A 22,582-nucleotide genomic window follows, 5' to 3' on the forward strand; every position below is an offset into this window, starting at 1 on the left:
AGCTCGGGTGGACGCTAGGACCGCCGAGGCCTACGCGTCAACCTCTGAAGGCAACGCCGCGCCTTGGCGTGACCAAACCGCAACCGAATGCGGTTCGGGTGGTCGGGATGCGGGCGAACCGGGGCGGCTCGGGCGTGGTCGCGGGCCCGGCTGGGCGATTGCCGACAACCTCTGAAGGCAATTTGGTGTTGTGATTGAAGCCTGGCTAGCGCGTCGCCCACGCCGGGCGGACGGCCCGGGTCGCCCCGGCGATGGCCCCGATGATCTCCTCCGGCGCCGACGTCGCCGCGTCGAACGACCCGTTGTTCCGGCCGTGCCGCAGCACCTCGATCCGGTCGGACACCGCCCGCAGGTCGGCCAGGTTGTGGCTGATGATGACGACGCCGAGGCCCATCTCGCGCAGCCGCTCGACCAGCATCAGCACCTCGGCGGTCTGCACGACGGACAGCGCGGCGGTCGGCTCGTCGAGCACGAGGATCCGCGGCCGCGTGGTCAGCGTCCGGGCGATCGCGACAGCCTGCCGCTGCCCGCCCGACAGCTCGCGTACCGGCGTCCGAACCGACGGCACCGTGATCGTCAGGTCCCGGAGGATCTGCGCGGACGCCAGCTCCATGCCGTCGATGTCCATCGGGCTGCGCTTGGAGGCGCGCAGCTCGCGGCCGAGGAAGATGTTCGCCGCGACGCTGAGGTTCTCGCACAGGGCGAGGTCCTGGAACACCGTCGAGATGCCGAGGGCGTGCGCGCTGGCGGGGTTGGGGATGGCGACGGGGTCGCCGTCGATCTCGATGGTGCCGCTGTCGGGCTGCAGCACGCCGGAGATGATCTGGGCGAGCGTCGACTTCCCGGCGCCGTTGTCGCCGACCAGCGCGACGACCTCGTGCGCGTGCACGGTGAGGTCGGCGTCGGTCAGCGCCTCGACGGCGCCGAACCGCTTGGTGACCGTGCGCAGGGCGAGCAGGGGCGGGCCGCCGGGCTTCGATCGGCCCTGCTGCTGCGTCGTCGTCCACTCCACGTCGAGTGCCACGGTCTCAGTCTCCGTCCGGCCGGGCGTATGTGGCGAGGGTGGTGCGGGTGTTTTCCAGCGCGAGCAGCACCGCGCCCATGGCCTCGGCGTTCGGGCCGAGCTCCGCGGCGACCACCTCGAGCGGCGCGATGTGGTTGAGCGGCACCCGGCGGCGGATCGCCTCGCGCATCGGGCCGATCAGCAGCTCGCCGGTCTCCGCGAGCTCGCCGCCGACCACGACGCACTGCGGGTTCACGGCGATGGCCAGGCCCGCGACCACCGCGCCGATGGTGGCGCCGGCGTCCTCGACGACCTGGCGGCAGCCGGGGTCGCCGTCGTTGGCGAGGGCGACGATGTCGCGGAGGGTGAGACTGCCGCGGCTGGCCCGGAGGACTTCGATGAGCGCCGGGGCGCCGACGACGGTGTTGAGGCAGCCGCGGCTCCCGCAGAGGCAGACCTGGCCCTGGGCGTCGACCTGGACGTGGCCGATCTCGCCCGCGGTGCCTGCGAAGCCGCGGTGCAGGTTCTGGTGCAGGGAGATGCCGGCGCCGGTGCCGTGGGAGGCGCGGACGTAGACGGAGTCCTGGAAGTGCCGGCTCGCGCCGAGGCGGCTCTCGGCGAGGGCGCCGAGGTTGGCGTCGTTGTCGACGAACACCGGGACGCCGAGGCGCTTCGACATCACCTGGGCGACGGGGGCGTCGTCCCAACCGCGGAGGATGCCGGGGACCGAGACGGTGCCGGTGGCGGCGTCGACCGGGGCGGGCAGGCCGATGCCGATGCCGAGCAGCTCGTCGAGGCCGGAGCCGACGCGCTCGAGGATCTCGACGATGAGCAGGGCGGCGCGGTCGAGGCTGGTGTCGGCGCGGTGCTCGTGGGGGAGGGGGAGGGCCTGCTCGACGAGGACCTGGTGGGCCGAGTCGGTGAGGGTGATGCTCATGTGGCGGGTGCCGACGTGCACGCCCGCCGCGAGGCCCGTGCGGTGGACCATCGTGACGAGCATGGCGCGGCGGCCGTTGTGGATCGTGGCGCGGACGTCGACCTCGCCCGCCTGCTGGAGCTCGCGGACGATGTTGCTGACCGTCGCGGCGCTCAGGCCCGTGGTGGAGGCGAGCTCGACCTGGGTGAGGCCGCCGTAGCGGCGGATCGTGTCGACGACTGTGGCGCGGTTGGCCTCGCGCAGGGCTGTCTGGGAGCCGGCCATGTGGGTGTGGGCCCTCCCGTCCTGCTGCGCCGTCGCTGTGTGCTGGGGGGAGGGTACTCCAGGCACGATTCGGGATCTGGGGTCGACGCCTGCGACCGTCCAGTCATCCTACGTACGGCCCGGGGCGCGTCCGGACGCGAAAGGACGGAGCCGCAAGGAGGGTCGAAGTGATGCGCCGGCCATCCGGTCGCTTGGCTTCAGCAAACTACGCCGAAGCACTCAAGAAGCAATCGATGACTGGCGCGGCCTGTGGAACCACCGAGTCACTCATCAAGACCAGCCTCAAGCGATCGAGAACGACTCCCTCTTCGCTCGAATGAAGGAGATACAGCACCCTCGCGTCAACATGGTGAGGGACAGCGAGAAAGCGCTGGGGCAGCAGGCGCTCCTGGAGGTAATCTCGCCAGATCGCGGACTTAGGCTCTCCGAGCTTGGCCGCCCAGGTCCCAGTTTGGCCACAAGTTACCTGACCGATGAACACCCAGTGACCCGGCCGACCATCCCGCCAAACCTGCCCCGCCAGCGTGTCAACACCCGCGTCCTTCGCTTTCACCCGGATCGGCGTTGGGTTCGGGGTCGCAGTAAGTCCGAGCGCAGAAGCGCTCTCCCTCAGATTTTCCTTGAACGTCTTTCCGTTGCGGTCGGCTGTCCCCATGCTCACAGCTGGCACCAGGGTGGTGAGTGCATCCCTTACAACAAACTCGAGGACCTCGGTTGGCTTGGCCTCTCCCGAGTCGAGTTTCCACGCGTGTGCCATCGTGATCGCCAGAAGCTGAATATAGGAGCTTTCTCGCACGTCGAACAGCGCGCGAACGTACAGTCGGCCAGATCGAAACTCAAACGGATAGCGCTCCTGAAGAACGTCCAGACGCTCCGCAAGGAGGCCGAACGCCTGCTCCGCCATGCTGTCTGGGTCATCGCCTTCATCGTCAGGCGTCGTGATGATCTGACGAAGTGGCCGCGAGCTCCAACCCATGTCCTTGACGAGGTCGGCGAGATCGGCAACGGAGTTGTGGACCCCATTCAGCGCGCGAAATTCCACGAAGTCAGCTAGCGCCCCGGACCTGCCGTCACCTCCGTAGATGTCGATGCGTGGATCGATCCGCTGCTCCAGGACGGTCATGCATCGCCGCCGTCGTCGTCGGACACCTCGGCCTGCACTAGGACGTTTAAGCCGCGAGCGCTTTTCGCGAGTTCAGCAGTTATTCGTGCCGACTCGGGCGTGACTGTAACTCCCGACAATACTTCTTGAGTGGCTACTTGCACCATCTCGAGGATCCGCTGAACACGGTTGTCGAAATCGGATCCGTTTGCAGCCTCTGCAGCTATGTCTAGGCGCCCGTATTGCCGCATTACCTCAAGGGCCGAGGGGTTGGCGAGAACTGCCGAGTAGTCGGTTACATCGCGGCTGTCGTGCAGCAATGCCCTCTTAGAGCCTTCGACAGGCGTTAGGTCCTGCAGGACTTCGCGAAGACGATTGACGTCGATCCCGTCAGTGCTACTTGATACCTCGGAATATGTGTTCGCGGCAGGCCTGATACCAACGTATTTGGAGACGTTCGCGGTGCCGAGAAGACGCGTCCATACGCCGAAGCGTTCGTTGAGGACGTGACTCGCGAGCCCTCTCAAACCGAGATGGTCACGCGCGACTCGGAGGACGTTGTATGCAAAGTACGCATTGCGAACGCCGAGAGCGTTGCTTCCGACGCGCCGTCCGATCACATAGAATGGGTCGGTGACGCCTTGTGCGTGAGCCTTCTCCACCTCCGAGTAGAGGTAGCGGGCCTTCGCTTCAGGAGCCCAAGTCTTCAAGCCGCTAATATGGCGGAAGCCGAGATAGGATGATAGCTCATCGCGGTCTTCTACCTCGATGGCAGGCACGCTCCTGAGCGAAGCAATCAGGGCCGGATCCGGTGCTGGATCAACCTGGTGCTCGGGAAGTTTGCCTTCAACGGCCGTCGCGTCTCGAGTTAGGTACTTGAGCGCGCCGAGCCGACGGTTGCCCTCGACGACGACTCGAATTCCGCGATCGTCCGGCGGAAGTACGAGGAGGGCCTCATTCGCGAAGAACCCGTTAATTAGGTAGCTCTCCGCGAGTTCGGTCAGAACGTCGTGCTCGAATAAGTAGGCGAGTATTTCGGCCTGCGGTGCGCCCTGGACCTCTTCCGGCAACCGGGGGTTTTCAGGGTCGAGTTCGAGTTCGACAAGCGGCACTTCGCCCAGTCCGATCACGCGACTAGACTGTCACGTTCACGGCTGTGGCGGCGCTCCCGTCACTCGGATGGGCGCAGGTGCCGGGACGGTCCCGCACCTGCTCCGGGGTGCGCAGCCTTTGACCCGACCTGCGACCTCCACCTGTCGGGAAGCGCGGTTGGTGGTGTCGGAGCTGGTGGACCGCTGCGCCGCTTCGGAGCGAGCGTCGGGCGGATCTCATCGGGCGAAGGCGCGAGTGCTGGACTCTCCAGCTTTGCGAGGATGTAGCGCCCCATGGACTCGGCGAGCGGGGAGGGTGTCGCGTTGCCGGTGAGCTTTACCGCATCACGGTGTGTGCCGGCGAGCTTCCAGGTGTGAGGCATCCCTTGCAGAGCCAGGCGTTCCTCGATGGCGAGGGGCCGATTGTCCCAATGAAACGGTCCAGTGGACGGGCCCGGGCTGGCCGGAAGAGTCCACGCAGGAGCGTCGCGCCGAAGCTTGAGCAGGAACGACCAGTATCGCGTCCGATACCCGAAAAGTTCAACTTCGGGTCCCCCGCCGCGCGCCGTGAGGTACTGATAGTTCGCGCCCTCCGGGATGGATGGAAGCAAGTCAGAATAGCCACCTTCCGCGGCGGGCACTTCCGAAGGACGAAGGTGCCCGATGGCGTCCCAAGCGGTCAGATGAGCGCCCTCGAATGGGCCGATAGGGGCAGGAATCGCGTCGCTCTCGTCTAGGTCGCGGAACGCTACCCCGATCGCCCGCCTTCTGTTCTGGGGCACCCCAAAGTCGGCCGCGTTCAGGACCCAGTGGTTAAGGCGGTAGTGCGTGCCGTGCGCCACGTTGATTCGATCGAGGTGATCTGAAATGATCGTTGCCGCGGAATTCCTGCCCTGGAGGAAGCCGGTGACATTCTCGATGAGGATCGCTTGTGGCAAGAAGCGCTCCGCGATTTTGAGCATACCACCGACAGTCTTGCCGCGGTCGTCGTCGATTCCCCGCTTTGGCTGGCTCCACTGCGCAGCCATGCTGAAAGGTTGGCACGGCGGGCCGCCTGCGAGCACGGTGAGTTCCCGCGGTTCCATGCCGAGGTCGGCCGGCATGAGCACTTCGCCAGCCTCAACTACGTCATGAAGGTCCAGAATCGGCCATTCGGGCCGATTTGCCGCTAGAGTCTGTCGGGCAAGATGATCGAGTTCGATTGCGCCAACGGAAGTAAAGCCTGCTGCTTCAAGCCCGATGTCCATGCCGCCAGCTCCGCTGAAGCAGGAAAGGGCGAGGTGGGTCATGCGATCCTTCGTTCGTGATGACGCTGAGGGGAGACCGTCAACCAACTGGGCGATCGGCGGACATCTTAGACCATCAGTCGGCCGATCCAGGAGTCCGGCTGCAGGTCGAGATCTTGCCTATCGAGGCTGCCGCGAAGCGTCACCACTTTGTGAGTCGATCGGTGCAGATCGACGTCATAGATAACGACGAGCATGAATCGGTCGCCCAGCAGTTCCGAGTGGCGCCTTTGCCCCTCGGAAAGATGGAAAACGGGACTTGGTAGGACCGTCCCCTTAACCTCTACGTGCAATACGGACGGGCCGGATTTGACGGCAATGTCGTACCCCGGGTTCCCCGGGGGCATTTCTTCCACGCTATCGCGCCCGAACTCTGTCGCGAGCATCTGAAGGGCAACATTCACCGAATATCTTTCAAGCCTCGAGGCGTGGTCTGGGGTGGCTTTGGATCGAATGGCGTCGGGCTGCGAATTCGATGTCCTCGCGATGAGATATCGGTAAGTGCCTGAATCTATTTTTCGGACGCCATTCGCCCAGTTCGTTCCTTTGGATGTTCCAGTCTCGATATAGGTTCCATCACGGTTCTTTGCGGCTATAGGGGTGTCAAATAGTCTGACGTCGGCCAGGTGGGCGATCATGGTGTCCGAGGTTGCGTCAGGCTCTTCAATAAAGGAGACGACGCCGTCTCCGAAATATTGAGGTTCTCCGAGCCTGGTCCCGCGCCGACCGCGATAATAGACGAACGGCGTCCCGGTGACGACAAGGTGTCGATACCGAATTGGGAACTCGTACTGCTTCCCGACAATATCGCGATATGTGCGACCGGACGCCGTGGGAGCTCCGGTGGTCAGCACGATGGGCATAGCGCTCCGTTCGGGCAGCCGGATTGGTGCCGCGCCTGTCTCACAGGCGCGCGTGCCCGGTTTGAGAGGTTTGAGATGTTGGAGCACTCTACTGGCTCCGCAGGCGCCGGCCTCCCATCAAGGCGGGACTGTCTGGTCACCACGCCGCGGAGGAGGCGATGGATACCTGCGGGGCGTGCCCGCGAGTGGCTGTCGTTGACGGTGAGGGACGTGGGTCCCTAGCGTCGATCCCGACCGCACCGCCCCTCCGGGCGCCCGACCCCATCCACGTCACGCGCCAGGGTCGCCGCGCCGCGGGACACCGACGTCCCAGGGGGCGGCGCCGGCCGACGTGGACAGGGGGAGTCACATGCGCATGCGTCAACTCCGTCGCGGCCTCGTGGGCGTGGTAGCCCCGCTCGCGGTCGCCGCACTGCTCGTCTCGGGCGGTCCCGCCGCACTGGGGGCCGACGACACCACCGACCGCTGGGGCGGTGACAAGGGCGGCGGCCACCACGACACCGCCACCATCACCTCCGAGCCGTGGGGCGCCACCGAGGACGGCACAGCCGTCGAGCGGTACACGCTCAGCAACCGCGGCATGACCGTCCGGATCCTCACCTACGGCGGCATCATCCAGTCGCTCGAGGTCCCGAACGGGCGCAAGGACCCGGTCAACGTCGTCCTCGGCTTCGCCGACCTGCAGGGCTACCTCGACAACAACAACCCGGGCCCGTACATCGGCGCGCTCATCGGCCGGTACGGCAACCGCATCGCGAACGGCCAGTTCGAGCTCGACGGCGCCACCTACCAGCTGCCCATCAACAACGACCCGAACAGCCTCCACGGCGGGTTCAACGGCTTCGACACGAAGGTCTGGACCGCGACACCGATCCAGAACAATGGCACCGTCGGGCTCCAGCTCAACTACCTGAGCCCCGACGGCGAGGAGGGCTACCCGGGCAACCTCGACGTCCAGGTCACCTACACGCTGACCCGCGACCAGAAGCTCGAGATCCACTACACCGCGACGACGGACGCGCCGACGGTCGTGAACCTGACGAACCACACGTACTGGAACCTCCAGGGCGAGGGCACGTCGTCGATCCTCGACCACGAGCTCACGCTGCCGGCCAGCGGCTACACGCCGGTCGACTCGACGCTGATCCCGACCGGCGAGATCGCCGACGTATCGGGCACGCCGATGGACTTCCGGTCGGCGACGCCGATCGGCGAGCGCATCCGCGAGCCGTTCGAGCAGCTGCTGTTCGGGCAGGGCTACGACCACAATTGGGTGCTCGACCGGCCCGACGACGGCAGCCTCCAGCTGGCGGCGAAGCTCCGTGACCCGGACTCCGGGCGGACGCTGAAGATGTGGACGACCGAGCCGGGCATCCAGTTCTACTCGGGCAACTTCCTGGACGCGACGCTCGTCGGCACCGGCGGGCACGTGTACCGGCAGTCGGACGGGCTGGCGCTCGAGACGCAGCACTTCCCGGACTCGCCGAACCAGCCGCAGTTCCCGAGCACGACGCTGCGGCCGGGGGAGACGTACGACACGACGACCGTGTTCGACCTGTCGCGCGGGCGGCGGTAGGCAGGCTCATCTCCGGCTCCCGGGGTCATCCGTTACGAATCGGATGACCCCGGGAGCCCCTCCGAGGTGATCGGGCCGGGCCACTTGTCGATCACCCAGGCGTGAGCACTCGGATGTGTCGGTGGGGGCACGTACGATCATCGCCATGACCGGCATCCCCATGATCGACCTCTTCGCTGGCTGCGGCGGCATGACTCAGGGGTTCGTCGATGAGGGGTTCGAACCGCTGCTCGCCGTCGAGTGGGACAGAGCAGCTGCGGCCACGTATGCGGCGAACTTCGGCGAGGATCACGTGATCGCTGGCGACATCGCCCAGGTACCCACCGCGCAGATCCCGGAGGCGCGAGTCGTCATCGGCGGCCCGCCCTGCCAAGGGTTCAGCAATCTCGGGCTGAAGGATCTCAACGACCCGCGGAACCAGCTCTGGCGCGAGTACATGCGCTTCGTGGCTGCCGCGAATCCTGAGGTGTTCGTGATCGAGAACGTCGATCGCTTCTCCAAGAGCCCCGAGTTCCAGATGCTGCTCGCCGAGCAGGACCACGGTGCGCTCCAGGGCTACGAGCTGACCCACGCCGTGCTCAACGCAGCGGACTACGGCGTCGCGCAGAGGCGGAAGCGAACGATCGTCATCGGATCCCGAGTCGGCAAGATCGAGATGCCGACCCCGACTCACGCGCAGAAGCCGGTCGACGGCAGCGGCCTCGCTCCGTGGAGGACGCTTCGTGACGTGATCGGTGGGCTCCCCGTGGACCCGGCGTCGACCGAGCTGCCCGCGTCGACGACGACGTTCTTCGGCGAGTCGATGCCTGGCACCTTCAAGGCGCGCGACATCCACATCAAGCGCAACCCGCTTCCCAAGAGTCGAGAGCGCTATTCGTACGTTCCGCCCGGTGGGGGACGCTTCGACGTACCGACGGATCTGCTCCCGCGCTGCTGGAGGGAGAAGCCGACGGGAACCACCGATGTCATGGGGCGCGGGCGCTGGGACGCTCCGTCAGTCACCATCAGGACCGAGTTCTTCAAGCCGGAGAAGGGTCAGTACCTCCACCCGCAGTGGGAGCCGGCTGCGGTGCAGGACCCCGAATCACGGTGGATCAAGGGCGACGTGTCCCGCAGCGTCGACCGCGTGATCACCCACTACGAGGCGTCACTGATCCAGGACTTCCCCAAGGATTACCAGTGGGTGGGGACGAAGATCCAGATCGCGCGGCAGATCGGCAACGCCGTGCCTGGCGGCCTTGCCCGAGCGATCGCTCGGCAGGTCAAGCCCTATCTGATGTAGGCCCCGCTCGAGGGCGACAGGCGTGAGGGCCACCCACGCATCCCCGGAGATGTCGAAGCCACGAGCAGACGCTGTCTCGACATCTTGCTTCCAGGTGCCACAAAGCAACGTGAGGCCATGCCGCTGTGCCACGAGTGGCTTCGCCTGACGCGCTCGGCGCATGGGATCGCGGTTGCCCGCGCAGACCGTCTCGATTGAGGACCGCGGGATGACGACATTGGGCAGGAACCCGAACAGCTCAGTGAGGCGCTCGGTTTGACCAACTCGCGGCGCGAAGACGACGTCTCGCTGCGAACGAGTGAGCTGTTTGAGCGGCTCTGGTGGAAGCGGTGTCCAATCGAGCAGCCGTATGGCGTATCGCGCGAGGGCGGCACTCATGATGCCGCGCTTGCCATCCTTGTTCGCTCCTTCGCGAAGCCATGCCCTATGGGTGCGCATAAGGAAGGCCCTATGTCTGGCCTCCCGTGCGTCGACCTGGAGCAGCAGGCAGATTTCGCATTGCCCCTCGGTCGGAATCATCCAACTGGAGCCGACGGTGGCCTTCAACTCAACCGGGACGCCCATGATCGTGGTGTCCAGCGGTGGTTCCTTAATGAGACTCAGCTCGTTGAGCACGCGATACTGGAGCTTCGTACCCACGGAAGCGCGCTCGTCCGAGTCCACGTCAGGGCTCATCAGATCGAATCGACCGGTTCGAGATCCATCGAGCACGTACTTGACCGCGTCATCCACCGCTCGAGTGAACGCATCCTCGAGCGGAGACGGGGCGAGCCAGGAGAGTACGCGTTGCAGCTCGAGATCTTCCCCAGGAGCCGAGATCGAGTGCGCTTCGCGCTCGCGTCCCGGGCGCGGGTCCGGCGTGCAGACATGGCCCGGCGCAGCCGGTGGCACCCTTGAGGTCGATGGGAGGGTCACGAGTGGACCGTATCTGACGGAGCCGCGGGGCGATGGGACCATGAAGACAGACCAGGCGACCAGTGCCCGGATGGCGCGAGTTCGAAACCGCGACACGGCTCCGGAGATGGCGATCCGCCGTGAGCTGCATCGCCGCGGACGTCGCTTCTTCGTCCAGCGAGCTGTACTCCCGGGCCGCCGTAGGCCCGACCTCGTCTTCCCGCGCCTCCGCGTCGTCGTGTTCGTGGACGGCTGCTTCTGGCACTCGTGCCCACAGCATGCTTCCACGCCGAAGACGAACGCCGAGTGGTGGGCGCAGAAGCTAGCTCGGAACGTCGCCCGCGACCGTCAAACTGACGCGGATCTCCACCATGCCGGGTGGCGCGTTGTGCGTGTGTGGGAGCACGAGGGTGTGGCGTCCGCTTGCGACCGCGTAGAGGCTGAGTTGACCCGAGCCAAGCAGGAGCTGCAGACGGCATGTTCGTGTTGCGGTGGGTCGTGAAGCGTCGAAAGCGTCATGCGCCCGCGCCCGCCGAGGTTGACGGTGGTTCTCGAGACGCATAGCAAGCCCCGACGAGTTTCGGCGCTTGGCGGTAAGCGGCGCATCCGTCGCCAGGACGAGCTGTTGGGTCGACGGAGGGCGGTGTGACCGGCGCGCAGAGCTGCGCGCGAGCAGGTGTATCCGGCCGGTTCACCCGCCCGAGGCCGACGGTGTGTCAGCGGCATCTGCCAGAGTCGGTGGTCGAGGAGCGTTCGTGCTGGAGGGCCCGCAATCGAAGCGTGGGCAAGGCGCCCTCTAGTACGGCAGTCGGATGGGAGAGCTGTGGACAAAGCCGCATGGGCCCCGGACCGCGGGCTGATGGAGTATCTCCGTGGCCAGATGGAGGGCACCCTCAGGTCGTACCATGCGAAGCCCGACCTGATCACCGAGCACGCGAATCACGAGGAGTCCATCCGCGTCGGCGGGTACGCCAACCGGACGCTCCTAGAGTTGGTCCAGAACGCCGCCGATGCGATTGCGGGAAGCGACGACGGCGGTCCGCACGCGGGGCGCGTCGAGATCGTGCTCGACATCGACCGCGGCGTCCTCTACTGCGCCAACGCCGGACGGCCGTTCTCCAAGGACGGCCTTCGGTCGATTACGATGGCGCACATCAGCGGCAAGCGCGGGGACGAGATCGGAAGGTTCGGCCTCGGGTTCAAGTCTGTCCTCGCGGTGTCCGACCGACCCCAGGTGTTCAGCCGTTCCGTTTCGTTCGAATTCAACAGCCCTTCGGCGCAGGCGGAGCTTGCGCAGGCCACACCGGGCGCTCGCCGCTACCCGCTCCTGCGGACAGCCGTCCCGGTTGACGCGAACCAGGAGTTCTCCGACGACGAGGTTCTCGCGGAACTTGGCGAGTGGGCATCCACGGTTGTCCGACTCCCGGAAGCAAAGAACCTCGAGCGACTCCGGCACGAGATCGAGAACTTCGCTACGGAGTTCCTGCTCTTCGTGAGTGCGGTCCGCGAAGTGCGGCTCCGGGTCCTCGGGTCGGATGGGCTCACGATCACCCACGTCTCGCGCGATCTCGGCAACGGCTTGCTCCGGATCGAGCGTCCGGACGGCGACGGGGACGAGTGGATCGTCCGGGACCGGATGCACGCTCCTTCCGCGCATGCGCGGAAGGGAGGTCGGCGAGGCGGTATCCCGCTCGGAGGTGAAGGTCACCGTCGCGTTGCCGCGCCAGCAGTCGAGGCTCCGAATCGGACAGTTCTGGTCGTACTTTCCGTTACAGGACCGAACGTCGGCTTCAGCTCTGTTCAACGCTCCCTGGAGCGTGAACGACGACCGGACGACCCTGCTCCGCAACGACTACAACCGTGAAATCCTCCAGACGATCGCCGATACCTTCGTCGACTTGCTGCCCCGGGTGATCACGGGTGACGATCCGGCGGCCCACCTCGACTACATGCCAGCACGTGGCCGGGAGAGTCTTGGGTTCGGCGACGAGACCATGATCGCCCACGTTCGCGCAGCCGTCTCCCGGCGCCCTTTGATTCCCGACGCCAGCGGATCGCTGTGCTTCGGCCTCGACCTGCGCCCGCTGGACTTCGCCGTGAAGTTCGCGCCCAAAGTTCACGAGGGATGGGCGCTGTCGCCCAACACGGGGAGGGACGTGCCGCACTGGCGCTGCTACTCGACGGACACCAGAGCGACCCGCCTCCGCGATCTGTTCGTTGCCGGCATGGAGGACGACTTCGCGGTCGAGGGCTCGCGCGATCAGTTGCGGGCTCTCGAGAGGCTGCCCAAGCGAGGGCTTCTCGCCTGGCTGCGCGAATGGGCCGAGGGCACAGACCCTGTCTCCGCCGCCAATGCTCTGAAGACCGTGATGGGTCACAGGTCGCTCGAGTCGATCGAGCAGGCGAAGGTCATCCTGACGACCGACGGGCCCCGAGCGATCACCGACAAGGACCTCGTCTTCCTGCATCAAGAGGGCGACGTGCACCTCGACGGAGCGGTGTTCGTCGACCCCGAGTTCCTGTCGCAGCCCGGGGTGGAGGCTCTGCTCAAGCAGGCGGGCTTCCGTGACATGGACCCCGAGACGGTTCTCAACGCGCGTGTGGCGGCGCTGCCGGATGCGCCGTCGCCGGCCGAGCTCCAGACACTGTGGGAGGCGGTCCTCGACGTTCCCGTGCACGCCGCAGCCAAGATCCTCGAGCGGCATAGCACCAAGGTGAAGGTGCCCACTAAAGACGGAGCGTGGGCCGGGCCAGTGGGCGTTTTCGACATCCCGGAAGCCCTCGGAGGCGAGCTGGCATCGAGGCTTCTCGACCGCGAACGCTGCCTTCCGGAGGTTGCCCACCGCATCGGGGTAATCCAGGAGCCGGTCGCGAACTTCCTGGAGGAGCAAGAGCCGCTCCGCGATGACTACCGGGACTGGATGCGGGCCCACCTCAACTCGAAGCTGGGGCCGGGTGACCGGGCCATCGAACGGATAGACCTCGAACCGGGCGAGGGCCCCGGTCCGTTCTCGGTCCTCCTCATGCTCCAGAGGGCCGAGGCGTCGCCTGCATTGCGGGAGCACTGGACGGTGGGCCTCATGGAGCTCGGCGACCGCCCGTGGATCTGTGAGGACGTCGACTCAGGCCGGACCTATGAGGTGCAGTCCCCGGCGCGCTGGGCGGTGGAGCACGCGGGCCTGGTGAGGACCACCCGGGGCTTCGCGGCACCCGGACAAGCCGCGCACCCGTCCCTCCTCCGGTTCGAAGCACTGCTTCCTCTGTTCCGCGGCTACGGTCGGATTGCCGACGCGCTCGGGCTCCCTTCCGAGCTCGAGCGGGTTGCACCAGAGGTTCTCAGGGCCTCCCTGGAGGCACCGGTCTTCGCGGACACGATCGCTGACGCAACCCTCGTCGAGTTCATCCTCACCGCCGTACGCGTGGCTTTCCCAGACGGTGGGCGGCCGGTCAGCATCCCGGCGCGCGTCGGCCGTGCGGTTGAGCCTCGTTCGCCGGAGACGGTCTACGTCGCCTCTTCGGAGGACGAGCGCAAGTACCTTGCGACGCGGGGACGGCCTTACCTGTTCGCCGAGGGAGCCCAAGTCGAGGCGCTCGTCGCCACGGTCGGCTGCAGGCGGTTCGAGGACAGCTTCGCCTTCTCGATGGTGATCGACGGTCTTCAGGCCGGCCAGCCGATCAAGGACGTCTTCACGGGCCTTCGCTCCGTTCACGTCGCCGAGACCGTCGCCCACGCATCGATCGCGCGTGCCATGCAGATCGCCAAACGGGTCACGACGGAGGACGGCGTCGAGGACCAGCCGCTTGAGTGGTGGCTGGAGGGCAACGACCTCGTCATCAGGGATGACCTGCCCGAAGCCCGTGCGCTTGCGATCGTCAACGAGGCCTTCGGCCTCTGCCTGGACCACGCTGAGCTGGGCCGGGTCCAGATGGTCGGCCTCGGCCACCGGCTCGAGGGACTCCGGGCGGAGGCCAAGGCGGCAGCGACTGACGCCGAGCGTCTCGAGGTCTATCTCGGGCCCGACACTCTGCGCGAGGCGCTCCCCAAGGGACTCTGGGGGGCCCTGGAGTCACAGAGGCTCGTCAACGACGACACCTCCCTAGGGGAGCTCTTCCTCACGGTCTACGGCACGGACTCGATCCACATGTTGGAGGATGCGTTCCGTGAAGAGGGCTTCCCTGACGTACCCACCAGGTGGGCCGGGGGGGACGCGACGATCTCCTGGCTCCGCAAGATGGGATTCGGTACCTCATTCGCGGGACGGCGCGCCGAGCCGCAGGAAGACGAGTTCGTGGTCCCGGGAGCCGTTCGACTCAGCCCACTGCACGACTTCCAGACCGCGATCAGCGACGAGTTGCGCACGGTGCTCATCCAACGTGAAGCGGACGGCCGCGCTGGTAAGGCGATGGTCGAGCTCCCGACGGGGGCCGGCAAGACCCGCGTCGCCTCCGAGACGACGTTGCGGCTCTTCACGGAAGGAGCGCTTCGAGGCCCGGTGCTGTGGATCGCCCAGTCCCAGGAACTCTGCGAGCAGGCCGTCCAGACCTGGAGTGCGGTGTGGCGAGGGCTGCGCGACGAGCGTCCTCTCGGCATCGGGCGGCTCTGGGAGAACCACACGGTCCACGAACCCGAGACGGACTTCAGCGTGATCGTCGCCACGGACGCCAAGCTGGACCTCGTCCGGACTAGTCGGGACTACGACTGGTTGGCGAACGCGACTGCCGTCTTCGTCGACGAAGCCCACCGTGCCGGAGACTCGGAGCGATACACCCGAATCCTGAGCTGGCTCGGTGTGGCGGGCCGGGAGTGGGCCAGGCCGCTCGTCGGTCTTTCGGCGACGCCGTTCAAGGGCGGAAGCAGCGGGACCGACTCGCTCGCGGCCCGGTTCGGGAGGCGCAAGCTCGCCGCCTTCGACGAGGACCCCTACCGACAGCTCGCCGAGCGAAAGGTACTCGCCCGCGTGGAGCACCAGGTGCTCCGGGGGATCGACGTGGCGCTGAGCCGTTCCGAGATCCATGACGCCAGGACCTTCAGGAAAGTCAGCGACACCGTCATGACGCGGATCGCCGAAGACCAAGCGCGAATGGCCGCACTGGTGGACCACATCACCCGCCAGGATGAGGACTGGCCGATCCTGGTCTTCACGCCGACGGTGCTCTCCGCGCAGGTGCTCGCTGCGACGCTTCGGTACCGCGGGCGGAATGCGGCGGCGGTGTCCGGAGAGACAGGGCGCCAGCGGCGACGCGAGGTGATCGCTGAGTTCAAGGCCGGCCGGATCCAAGTCCTGACCAACTGCGACCTCCTCACCCAGGGCTTCGACGCCCCTGGCGTCCGGGCCCTGTACATCGCCCGACCTACCTTCAGCCCCGGCGCCTACATCCAGATGGCGGGGCGCGGACTTCGTGGGCCGGCCAACGGCGGCAAGGAGGAGTGCCTGATCGTCGATCTCGTTGACAACTTCGGTGAAGTCAACGACTTTCTCGGGTACCGCGAGTACGAGACGTTCTGGCAGGAGCACCGCAGTTGATCCTCTCCCCCGACCTCGTCGACATCGAGCGCACAGCCACGAGCGACGCGGAGCGCCGCGTGGCCCGCCTGCTCCGGGGCGTTGACGGCGATCCGGATGCCGTCGCCTTCCACTCGGTCAAGCTGCGCTCCCACGCCTACAAGCAACAGGCAGAGGCCGACTTCGTCGTCCTCTGGCGTGGAGTCGTCGTCGTCGTGGAAGTCAAGGGCGGTGGGGTGCGCAAACACGACGGCACCTGGTACTCGATCGACCGGCGTGACGAGTGGCATCGCCTGCCGAGTTCGCCGATGGAGCAAGCCAGGTCGGCCGCCTATGCGCTCCGCGACATCCTCACCGAGGAGGGGGTCGGCTGGTACGCGCACGAGGCGGTGGTCATCACGCCCGACGTCGAGCCGCCGCCGCACTCGACGGAGTGGGCACCCACCCATTGGCTCGCGAAGGACGAGATGAGCACCGACGCCCTTTGCGCCGCTCTCGACACCGTCGCCGCCGGTGCGCGCCGGCCACCGACGGGCCGCAGACTCGCGCGGGCCGATGACCTGCGCGTCCGGCTCTTCGGAGAGTTCACCCGGATCCCTGTCATCGACGCACTCCGCGGGGCGGTCCTCGACGAGCAGAACCGCGCGACCGAGGCGCAGGCAAGGGTGCTCGCCACCCTCGCACGCAATCCCAGAGTGCTCGTGACGGGTGGTGCTGGGACGGGCAAGTCCGTGGTCCTCGCCGAGGCCGCCAAGCAGGACGCCGACCTCGGCCGTGCCACACTGATCACCTACAGGTCGCCAGGCCTGTCCGCGTTCTTCGCACAGCGGGTCGCGGGCCGCGACATTCATCTCGTCGCCTTCGAGGACCTGCCCGACGACCGCACGTTCGACTCCGTGTTCGTCGACGAGGCGCAGGACCTCATGAACGCCCAGGGGATGGACCGACTCGACGGCCTGATCCGCGGCGGCCGGTCCTCCGGCCGATGGCGGATGTTCCTCGACCCGAACAACCAGGCCCACGTGGACGGGGAGTTCGATGAGGACGTGCTCGCGCTGGTCGCGGACGAGGCGACGACCGTCGACCTGGACCTCAACGTCCGCAACACCAAGGCGATCGTCCACGTCGTGCAGGAGTACCTCGGCGCCGACATCGGCGACCCCGGCATCGTGCACGGCGAGAACGTTCATTGGGTGGCCTCCACGAACGGCGGCCTGACGGAAGCCGGTGAGCTAGCGAGCAGGTTGGTGGCGGACGGGGTGAGGCGCGACAACATCTGGATCGTCGACGTAGGGTCCGCCGCCCCTCTCCGCAATGAGCGTGGCGTGCTCGTCACCAACCCCAGGCATGCCAAGGGCCTCGAGGCGGAGCACGTCATCGTGTGCGGACTGCCCGAGGTCTTCGATGCCCGGGGCACGGCGGCGCTCTACGTCGCGGTCACGAGGGCTCGCGTGGCCCTGCACGTCGTTGCGTCGGACCTGGAGATGGCGCGGCTCAAGGATCTCGTCCGACGGAGGATGGTGGCGGAGTGACGCTCACGGCGCAACAAGCGGCGGCACTGACCCATCTGCGTGGCGCGTACGTCGGCCCCGAGGGAGGGCCGGCGGAGGTCGTGGAGAACCCGCCTAACCTGCGGTACTCCGTCGGAATCCTCTTCCCCCGGGAGGTGCCGGATCATCCGGACACGAGCCCGGAACCCGACGTCGATGCGGACGTGTCCGAGTCCGACGTTGAGGAGGACAGTGCGGGAGTCCCCCTCGCCGAGGACTGGCGCCCGTCGTCGGTGGCGATCTCGTTCGTCACGGACGGCACATCCGTCCTGTGCGATCTGACCGGAGCCACCTACGAGGACGTCCGTGGCGACGGGCCTCCGGCTTGGCGGCGACACCCATTCGAGATCCGAGCCCTCGAACTCTCCGACACCCGCCCGCCCGAGACGCTCACGGTAGGCGGTGTGCCCGTCGAGATCGGCGCCCGGTGGCGGAGCTACCGGTCGGGGCGCCTCGTGACAGTTCATGCCAGGGTCCTCTCGACCTCGCTCGGAGACGACCGTCTCGACGTGCCCCTGACCTTGTTCCAGGTTGCACTGTCGGTCACGGCCGCGCCCGGCCACCGCTTCCTCGAGTACGATGTGAGGCGCTCGCTGGACGTCGACGAGGAGTCGGCGGAGCTGCGCGTCCGGTACCGCAACCGGAAGGTCTATGCGGTCGGCCACGGGATGGCCGCAGATTGGGAACTCATAGGGTCCGACTGCTCGAAGGTGTTCCTCGACCCGATGCCGGCGTTCGTCGTACCGGCGGTCGAAGTGACAGGGTTCCGCTCGGGCACCTCCGAAGACCAGGCCCTCGAACTGAAACACCTGGCTCAGATCGACACCGAGCCGGGCGCAGTCCTCCCTTCCCTGGACGCCTTCCTGCACGCCTTCGAGAAGTGGGTCGAGGCAGAAGTACTGCGGGCCATGGCCCTTGCCGACGACGCACCTGTCGCCCGCACGATCGCCGATCGCGCGCGGACGACCGCCAGCCGGATGAGTGAGGGGGTCGAGCTACTGCGCGCACCCGAGAATGCTCTCCATCGCACGGCGTTCGCCCTCGGCATGGCGGCGATGCGCCTGCAGATGCTCCAGGCGATGGCGCAACGTGGCGACGAACCTCGCGAGCCCCGCTGGCGGCCCTTCCAATTGGGGTTCCTGCTGGTCGCGCTCGCCTCGACCCTCGGCGACGACCACGATGACCGCGAACTCGTGGACCTCATCTGGTTCCCCACCGGTGGCGGGAAGACCGAGGCCTACCTCGCCCTCGCCGCCACGGAGGTCTTTCGGCGGCGACTCGAGCACGGGACGGCTGGCGCGGGCACCGCCGTGATAACCCGATACACCCTCCGGTTGCTCACTGCACAACAGTTCCAGCGGACCGCGGCACTCGTCTGCGCGATGGAGCTCCTCAGACGGCCAGGCCGGTTGCACGACACGCGAGTCAAGGGAATGCCGCGCTTCACCATCGGCCTATGGGTCGGCAACCAGGTGACGCCTGGGACCCGCGCCGAGGCCAAGGGCGCACTGGCCAGACTGCACAAGGCGGCGCGGCCCGACGAAGCGAACCAGTTCCAGATCGAGAGTTGCCCCTGGTGCGGCGCCCCGCTCCTGCCGCCGAAGCACTCGACCGATCGAACCCTCTACGGGCTGCGCCTCGACGGCCACGACACCGTCATTTACTGCACGGACCAGGCGTGCCCGTTCGCCGATGAGCTACCCGTCGCGGTTGTGGACCAGGTCATCTACGACGACCCGCCGACGATCGTTCTCGCCACTGTGGACAAGTTCGCGCGCCTCCAGTTCCGACCGGAGGCCGGGCGCATTCTCGGCATCGGGACGCCCTACCGCCAGCCTTCCCTGGTCATCCAGGACGAGCTGCACCTTCTCTCCGGGCCGCTCGGCACCACCGTGGCTGTCTTCGACTCCGTCATCCAGGTACTCCTCTCCCGCGGCGGCGCGAGGCCGAAGATCGTCGCCTCGACCGCCACCATCCGGTCGTCCGCGGAGCAGGTCTCCGGGCTCTACGGGCGACCCGTCAGCCTCTATCCTCCAGCCGGTATCGACGACGACCGGACCTTCTTCTCCCGACCCGTCGCCACTGGTGAGGGGAGGCTCTACGTGGGCCTCATGCCGCAGTCGACGTCGCAGGCTTCGGCCCTGGTGGCGGCTGCCTCACCCCTCCTCGAGCTCCCCGGAGCGTTGTCACGCACGGCCGGTACAAGCAGCTCCAAGGACGCCTACTGGACGGCCGTTCTCTACCACAACAGCCTCCGAGAACTCGGCCGCTCCGGGGCCCTTGTCGCCGATGACGTGAACGCACGGCTCGAGGCACGCGCCGGGCGACTCGGGCTGGAACCGCGGGCCGTCAGAGCGGACCGAGTGGTCGAGCTCACCAGCCGACAAGAGGCGGAAGAGCTTCCCAAGCACCTGCGTGCGCTCAGCCGGAGCGCCGACGAGTCGGACTCGGCCGTGGACGTGGTCCTGTCCTCCAACATGCTGTCCGTCGGAATCGACGTGCCTCGCTTGAGCCTCATGCTGATGGTGGGCCAGCCGAAGACGACGGCCGAGTACATCCAGGCGACCAGCCGGGTCGGACGCGGCGCCGTGCGCGGTCTCGTCGTCACCCTGTTCAGATCCAACCGCGCGCGCGACCGTTCCCACTTCGAGACGTTCCGCGCCTACCACGAGGCCCTCTACCGGAGCGTCGAGCCGACGAGCGTGACTCCATGGTCGGTGTCCTCCCGCGCCCGGTCACTCGGAGGTGCCATCGTCGCGGCGCTTCGACAGTCGGTCCCCGCTCTCGCTGCGAACGACGCGGCCAGCAGGTTCGACCTCAGCGACGTCCACCTTCAGCCGGCAATCAACGCCGTGCTCGATCCATTGCTCGATCTCGTCCGACGCGCCGACCCCAGCGAGGCGGAGGAAACCGAGGACGAGTTGCGATCACTCATTCGCGATTGGGACAGACGCGCCGCCGCGTCCCGTGAGTCCGGGACGCCCCTGCTGTACGACCGGCGGAAGGCTGACGATCTGGGATTGCTCAAACGCTTCGGCCAACAGGGCGAAGGTTGGCTGGTCGCCGACTCGATGCGTTCGGTCGACCCGAATGTCGCGATCGAGGTTCACGAGCCGATGGAGGAGGTCCCCGGTGGAACGCATTCGGCATGAGCTGCGCCTGTCGGAGACCGTCTCACCCTTCGGTGTCGGGGCGATCGTGGATGTGCGGGGCGAGTCCCTCATCGCTCCCGATACGTCGTGGTGGCACAAGAAGTCCGCACCCGAGATCAGCTGCCCCCGGCTCGTCGACCGCCTCGGCGGCGGGGTGCTCCGGCAAGCCCCTGCCCACGCCGACCGGGCCGGCAAGGAGGCCCCCAGCCTCCTCTACTGGCGCTTCCCGGCGTGGCGGTTCTGCGAGCGGTGCGGCGGGCTCTCCAAGTTGACCGGGAAGGACAAGGGTCGCTGGCGTAACCGTTGCGACTGCGGCGGCGGGCTCGTCCCCATGCGGTATGTGGCTGTGTGCACCCAAGGCAGCCACATCCAGGACATCCCCTGGTTTATGTGGGCGCACCGCGGTCACGACGACGGCGTGACCGAGGCGGTCCGCTTCTGTCGGGCCTACAAGGAACTCCGCTTCGTGCGCTCGACCAAGCACGGTGAAGGGCTCGCCTCACTCCGGGTCGTCTGCGGAGGCTGCAAGCGCTCGCGCGCTCTCTCCCAACTCCTCGGTCGGGACGCGCTCCTGCGGGACGGCATCAAGTGCGACGGCAGGCAGCCGTGGCAGGAAGAGCACGAGGGATCGGCTTGTGAGCACCGGCTCGTCGCCACCCAGCGCGGCGCGACGGGCAACTACATCGCCGAGCGGCTCGCCGCACTGGACATCCCTGAGGAACGTCCACAGTCGGAGGAGCTGGCAGCGCGTATCCGCAACCACGCGTTCTTCGCGAAGGTCGTGTCGGACAACGGAGGACCGCAGGCCGAGTTGGTGGCCAGCTGGATCGCGGCCGACCTGGGCACCATCCCCGAGGAGGTGCTCCGCGTCGCCTCCACCGCTGACGAGGAGAGCCCGCCTCTGCTCGACCTGAAGGACGGCGAGTGGGCGGCATTCCAGAAGAAGCTCGGATCAGGAAGGGATAGGAGCGCGGGAGACTTCGTCGTCGACGGGTGGAGCGTCGAACCGCTGCCGGCAGTCCCGAGCTCGCTCACCGCGCGGCTGACCGGCGTCGGACAGGTTCGCCGAGTTCGGGAGGTACGTGCGCTCCGGGGCTTCCGGCGGCACGATGCTGCGGCCGACTTCGTTCCGGCGGACCTGGACCGTGCACCCCATCACAGACCCGTGTACCCGACGGTCGAACTGTTCGGGGAGGGCATCTTCCTCCGGTTCGACGAGGCCGAGATCTCGGCCTGGGAAGCTCTCCCCGAAGTTCGCCAGCGCGCAGCAATCCTCATGGATCGGCGTGCCGCCAGTCCCTGGGCCCAGCGGCTCGACACACCCGAGCCGCGCTTCGTCGCGTTGCACACGCTCGCCCACCTGCTGATCAGGAGGCTCGCGTTCGAGAGCGGGTATGCGTCGGCCGCGCTACAGGAGCGCATCTACGCCAACTCCGAGCGGAGCGACAAGACAGCTGGCGTGCTCATCTACACCGCGGCCGGAGACGCCCAAGGGACGCTGGGAGGGCTGGTCCGGCTCGGCCACCCGCAGAAGCTCCTGCCTCTGGTCCTGGCTGCACTCGATGACGCCGACGTCTGCTCCAACGACCCGGTGTGCATCGAGAGCGACCGACAGGGCTCCTCACAGCTGAACCTCTCCGCCTGCCACGGGTGCAGCCTCGTGAGCGAGACTTCGTGCGAGACCTCGAACCGACTTCTCGATCGGCAGCTGCTGATAGGCGGTTCTGCGGTCCCCGGATTTCTGGAGCCTGTGCTGCGGAGCCTTCGGGACGGGGGCGAATAGTGAACGGCGCGCAGCGTGGTCGGTCGGCTTCTCGCCCGAGCCAGCCGATCGCGGAACGTCGAACGATGTCGCGACTGCTGCGTGCGCGGCCCTCCGGATGGCAAGCAGTGTGCGTTGCGGATCGCCGCGCGACGACGGTGCCAGCGGGGCTCACGGCTTATGGTTGCCCGTGGCCGTCGGGATCCCCGGCCCGTGAGGCACTCATCCGCGGGACGCCGTCCCCGTGATGGACGAACCCGTGCCCCCACAGCCGGATGAACGGCGCGATCAGGACGGTCATCCCGGCGAGCCCGAG

General features: G+C 67.1%; 14 protein-coding genes and 1 pseudogene. 8 read left to right on the plus strand and 7 right to left on the minus strand.

What is annotated here, in order from left to right:
• Positions 1-205 precede the first annotated feature (205 nt).
• The 6 genes from FKM96_RS13195 to FKM96_RS13220 form a co-directional block, all read right to left on the minus strand.
• Complete coding sequence (locus tag FKM96_RS13195; RefSeq protein ID WP_147797112.1) at positions 206-1,012, minus strand: ATP-binding cassette domain-containing protein; 807 nt, start codon at positions 1,010-1,012, stop codon at positions 206-208.
• Between the two features lie 16 nt (positions 1,013-1,028).
• A complete protein-coding gene (locus tag FKM96_RS13200) occupies positions 1,029-2,204 on the minus strand; it encodes an ROK family transcriptional regulator (protein ID WP_147795623.1) in 1,176 nt (391 codons plus the stop codon).
• Positions 2,205-2,409: 205 nt separating this feature from the next.
• Entirely contained in the window at positions 2,410-3,327 is a 918-nt protein-coding gene (locus FKM96_RS13205) for a hypothetical protein (RefSeq protein WP_147795624.1), read from the minus strand.
• Positions 3,324-4,436, minus strand: coding sequence for a hypothetical protein (locus FKM96_RS13210; protein WP_147795625.1), 1,113 nt, complete (start codon positions 4,434-4,436; stop codon positions 3,324-3,326). The genes FKM96_RS13205 and FKM96_RS13210 overlap by 4 nt, the downstream gene beginning before the upstream one ends.
• 41 nt (positions 4,437-4,477) lie before the next feature.
• Entirely contained in the window at positions 4,478-5,686 is a 1,209-nt protein-coding gene (locus FKM96_RS13215; RefSeq protein ID WP_147795626.1) for a DNA cytosine methyltransferase, read from the minus strand.
• 65 nt (positions 5,687-5,751) lie between these two features.
• Entirely contained in the window at positions 5,752-6,546 is a 795-nt protein-coding gene (locus FKM96_RS13220) for a protein NO VEIN domain-containing protein (protein WP_147795627.1), read from the minus strand.
• Positions 6,547-6,895: 349 nt separating this feature from the next.
• Between FKM96_RS13220 and FKM96_RS13225 the strand changes: the two genes are divergently transcribed.
• Together FKM96_RS13225 and FKM96_RS13230 are read left to right on the plus strand one after the other, a co-directional pair.
• Positions 6,896-8,122, plus strand: coding sequence for an aldose epimerase family protein (locus tag FKM96_RS13225; RefSeq protein ID WP_210417269.1), 1,227 nt, complete (start codon positions 6,896-6,898; stop codon positions 8,120-8,122).
• A gap of 145 nt (positions 8,123-8,267) precedes the next feature.
• Positions 8,268-9,404, plus strand: coding sequence for a DNA cytosine methyltransferase (locus FKM96_RS13230; RefSeq protein ID WP_210417270.1), 1,137 nt, complete (start codon positions 8,268-8,270; stop codon positions 9,402-9,404).
• A 126-nt stretch (positions 9,405-9,530) separates the two neighbouring features.
• On the opposite strand, the pseudogene FKM96_RS21635 reads toward FKM96_RS13230, so the two are convergent.
• A pseudogene (locus FKM96_RS21635) lies at positions 9,531-10,361 on the minus strand (NaeI family type II restriction endonuclease); the annotation flags it as partial.
• Between FKM96_RS21635 and FKM96_RS13240 the strand changes: the two are divergent.
• The 6 genes from FKM96_RS13240 (at position 10,360) to drmB (ending at position 22,287) form a co-directional block, all read left to right on the plus strand.
• Positions 10,360-10,800 (plus strand): very short patch repair endonuclease, encoded by a 441-nt coding sequence (locus FKM96_RS13240; RefSeq protein WP_147795629.1) that lies wholly within the window; start codon positions 10,360-10,362, stop codon positions 10,798-10,800. The pseudogene FKM96_RS21635 and the gene FKM96_RS13240 overlap by 2 nt on opposite strands.
• A 357-nt stretch (positions 10,801-11,157) precedes the next feature.
• Entirely contained in the window at positions 11,158-12,162 is a 1,005-nt protein-coding gene (locus FKM96_RS21090) for a sacsin N-terminal ATP-binding-like domain-containing protein (RefSeq protein ID WP_210417271.1), read from the plus strand.
• Entirely contained in the window at positions 12,116-15,823 is a 3,708-nt protein-coding gene (locus FKM96_RS13245) for a DEAD/DEAH box helicase (protein ID WP_210417272.1), read from the plus strand. Before FKM96_RS21090 ends, FKM96_RS13245 begins: the two co-directional genes overlap by 47 nt.
• Entirely contained in the window at positions 15,820-17,334 is a 1,515-nt protein-coding gene (locus FKM96_RS13250) for an NERD domain-containing protein (RefSeq protein ID WP_147795630.1), read from the plus strand. The genes FKM96_RS13245 and FKM96_RS13250 overlap by 4 nt, the downstream gene beginning before the upstream one ends.
• Positions 17,331-20,504: a helicase-related protein gene (locus FKM96_RS13255; protein WP_147795631.1), complete on the plus strand. Its 3,174-nt coding sequence runs from the start codon at positions 17,331-17,333 to the stop codon at positions 20,502-20,504. Before FKM96_RS13250 ends, FKM96_RS13255 begins: the two co-directional genes overlap by 4 nt.
• A complete protein-coding gene (gene drmB / locus FKM96_RS13260) occupies positions 20,485-22,287 on the plus strand; it encodes a DUF1998 domain-containing protein (protein ID WP_147795632.1) in 1,803 nt (600 codons plus the stop codon). Before FKM96_RS13255 ends, drmB begins: the two co-directional genes overlap by 20 nt.
• Positions 22,288-22,582 lie beyond the last annotated feature (295 nt).

The sequence above is a fragment of the Cellulomonas sp. Y8 genome (genome assembly GCF_008033115.1).
Classification (GTDB): domain Bacteria; phylum Actinomycetota; class Actinomycetes; order Actinomycetales; family Cellulomonadaceae; genus Cellulomonas.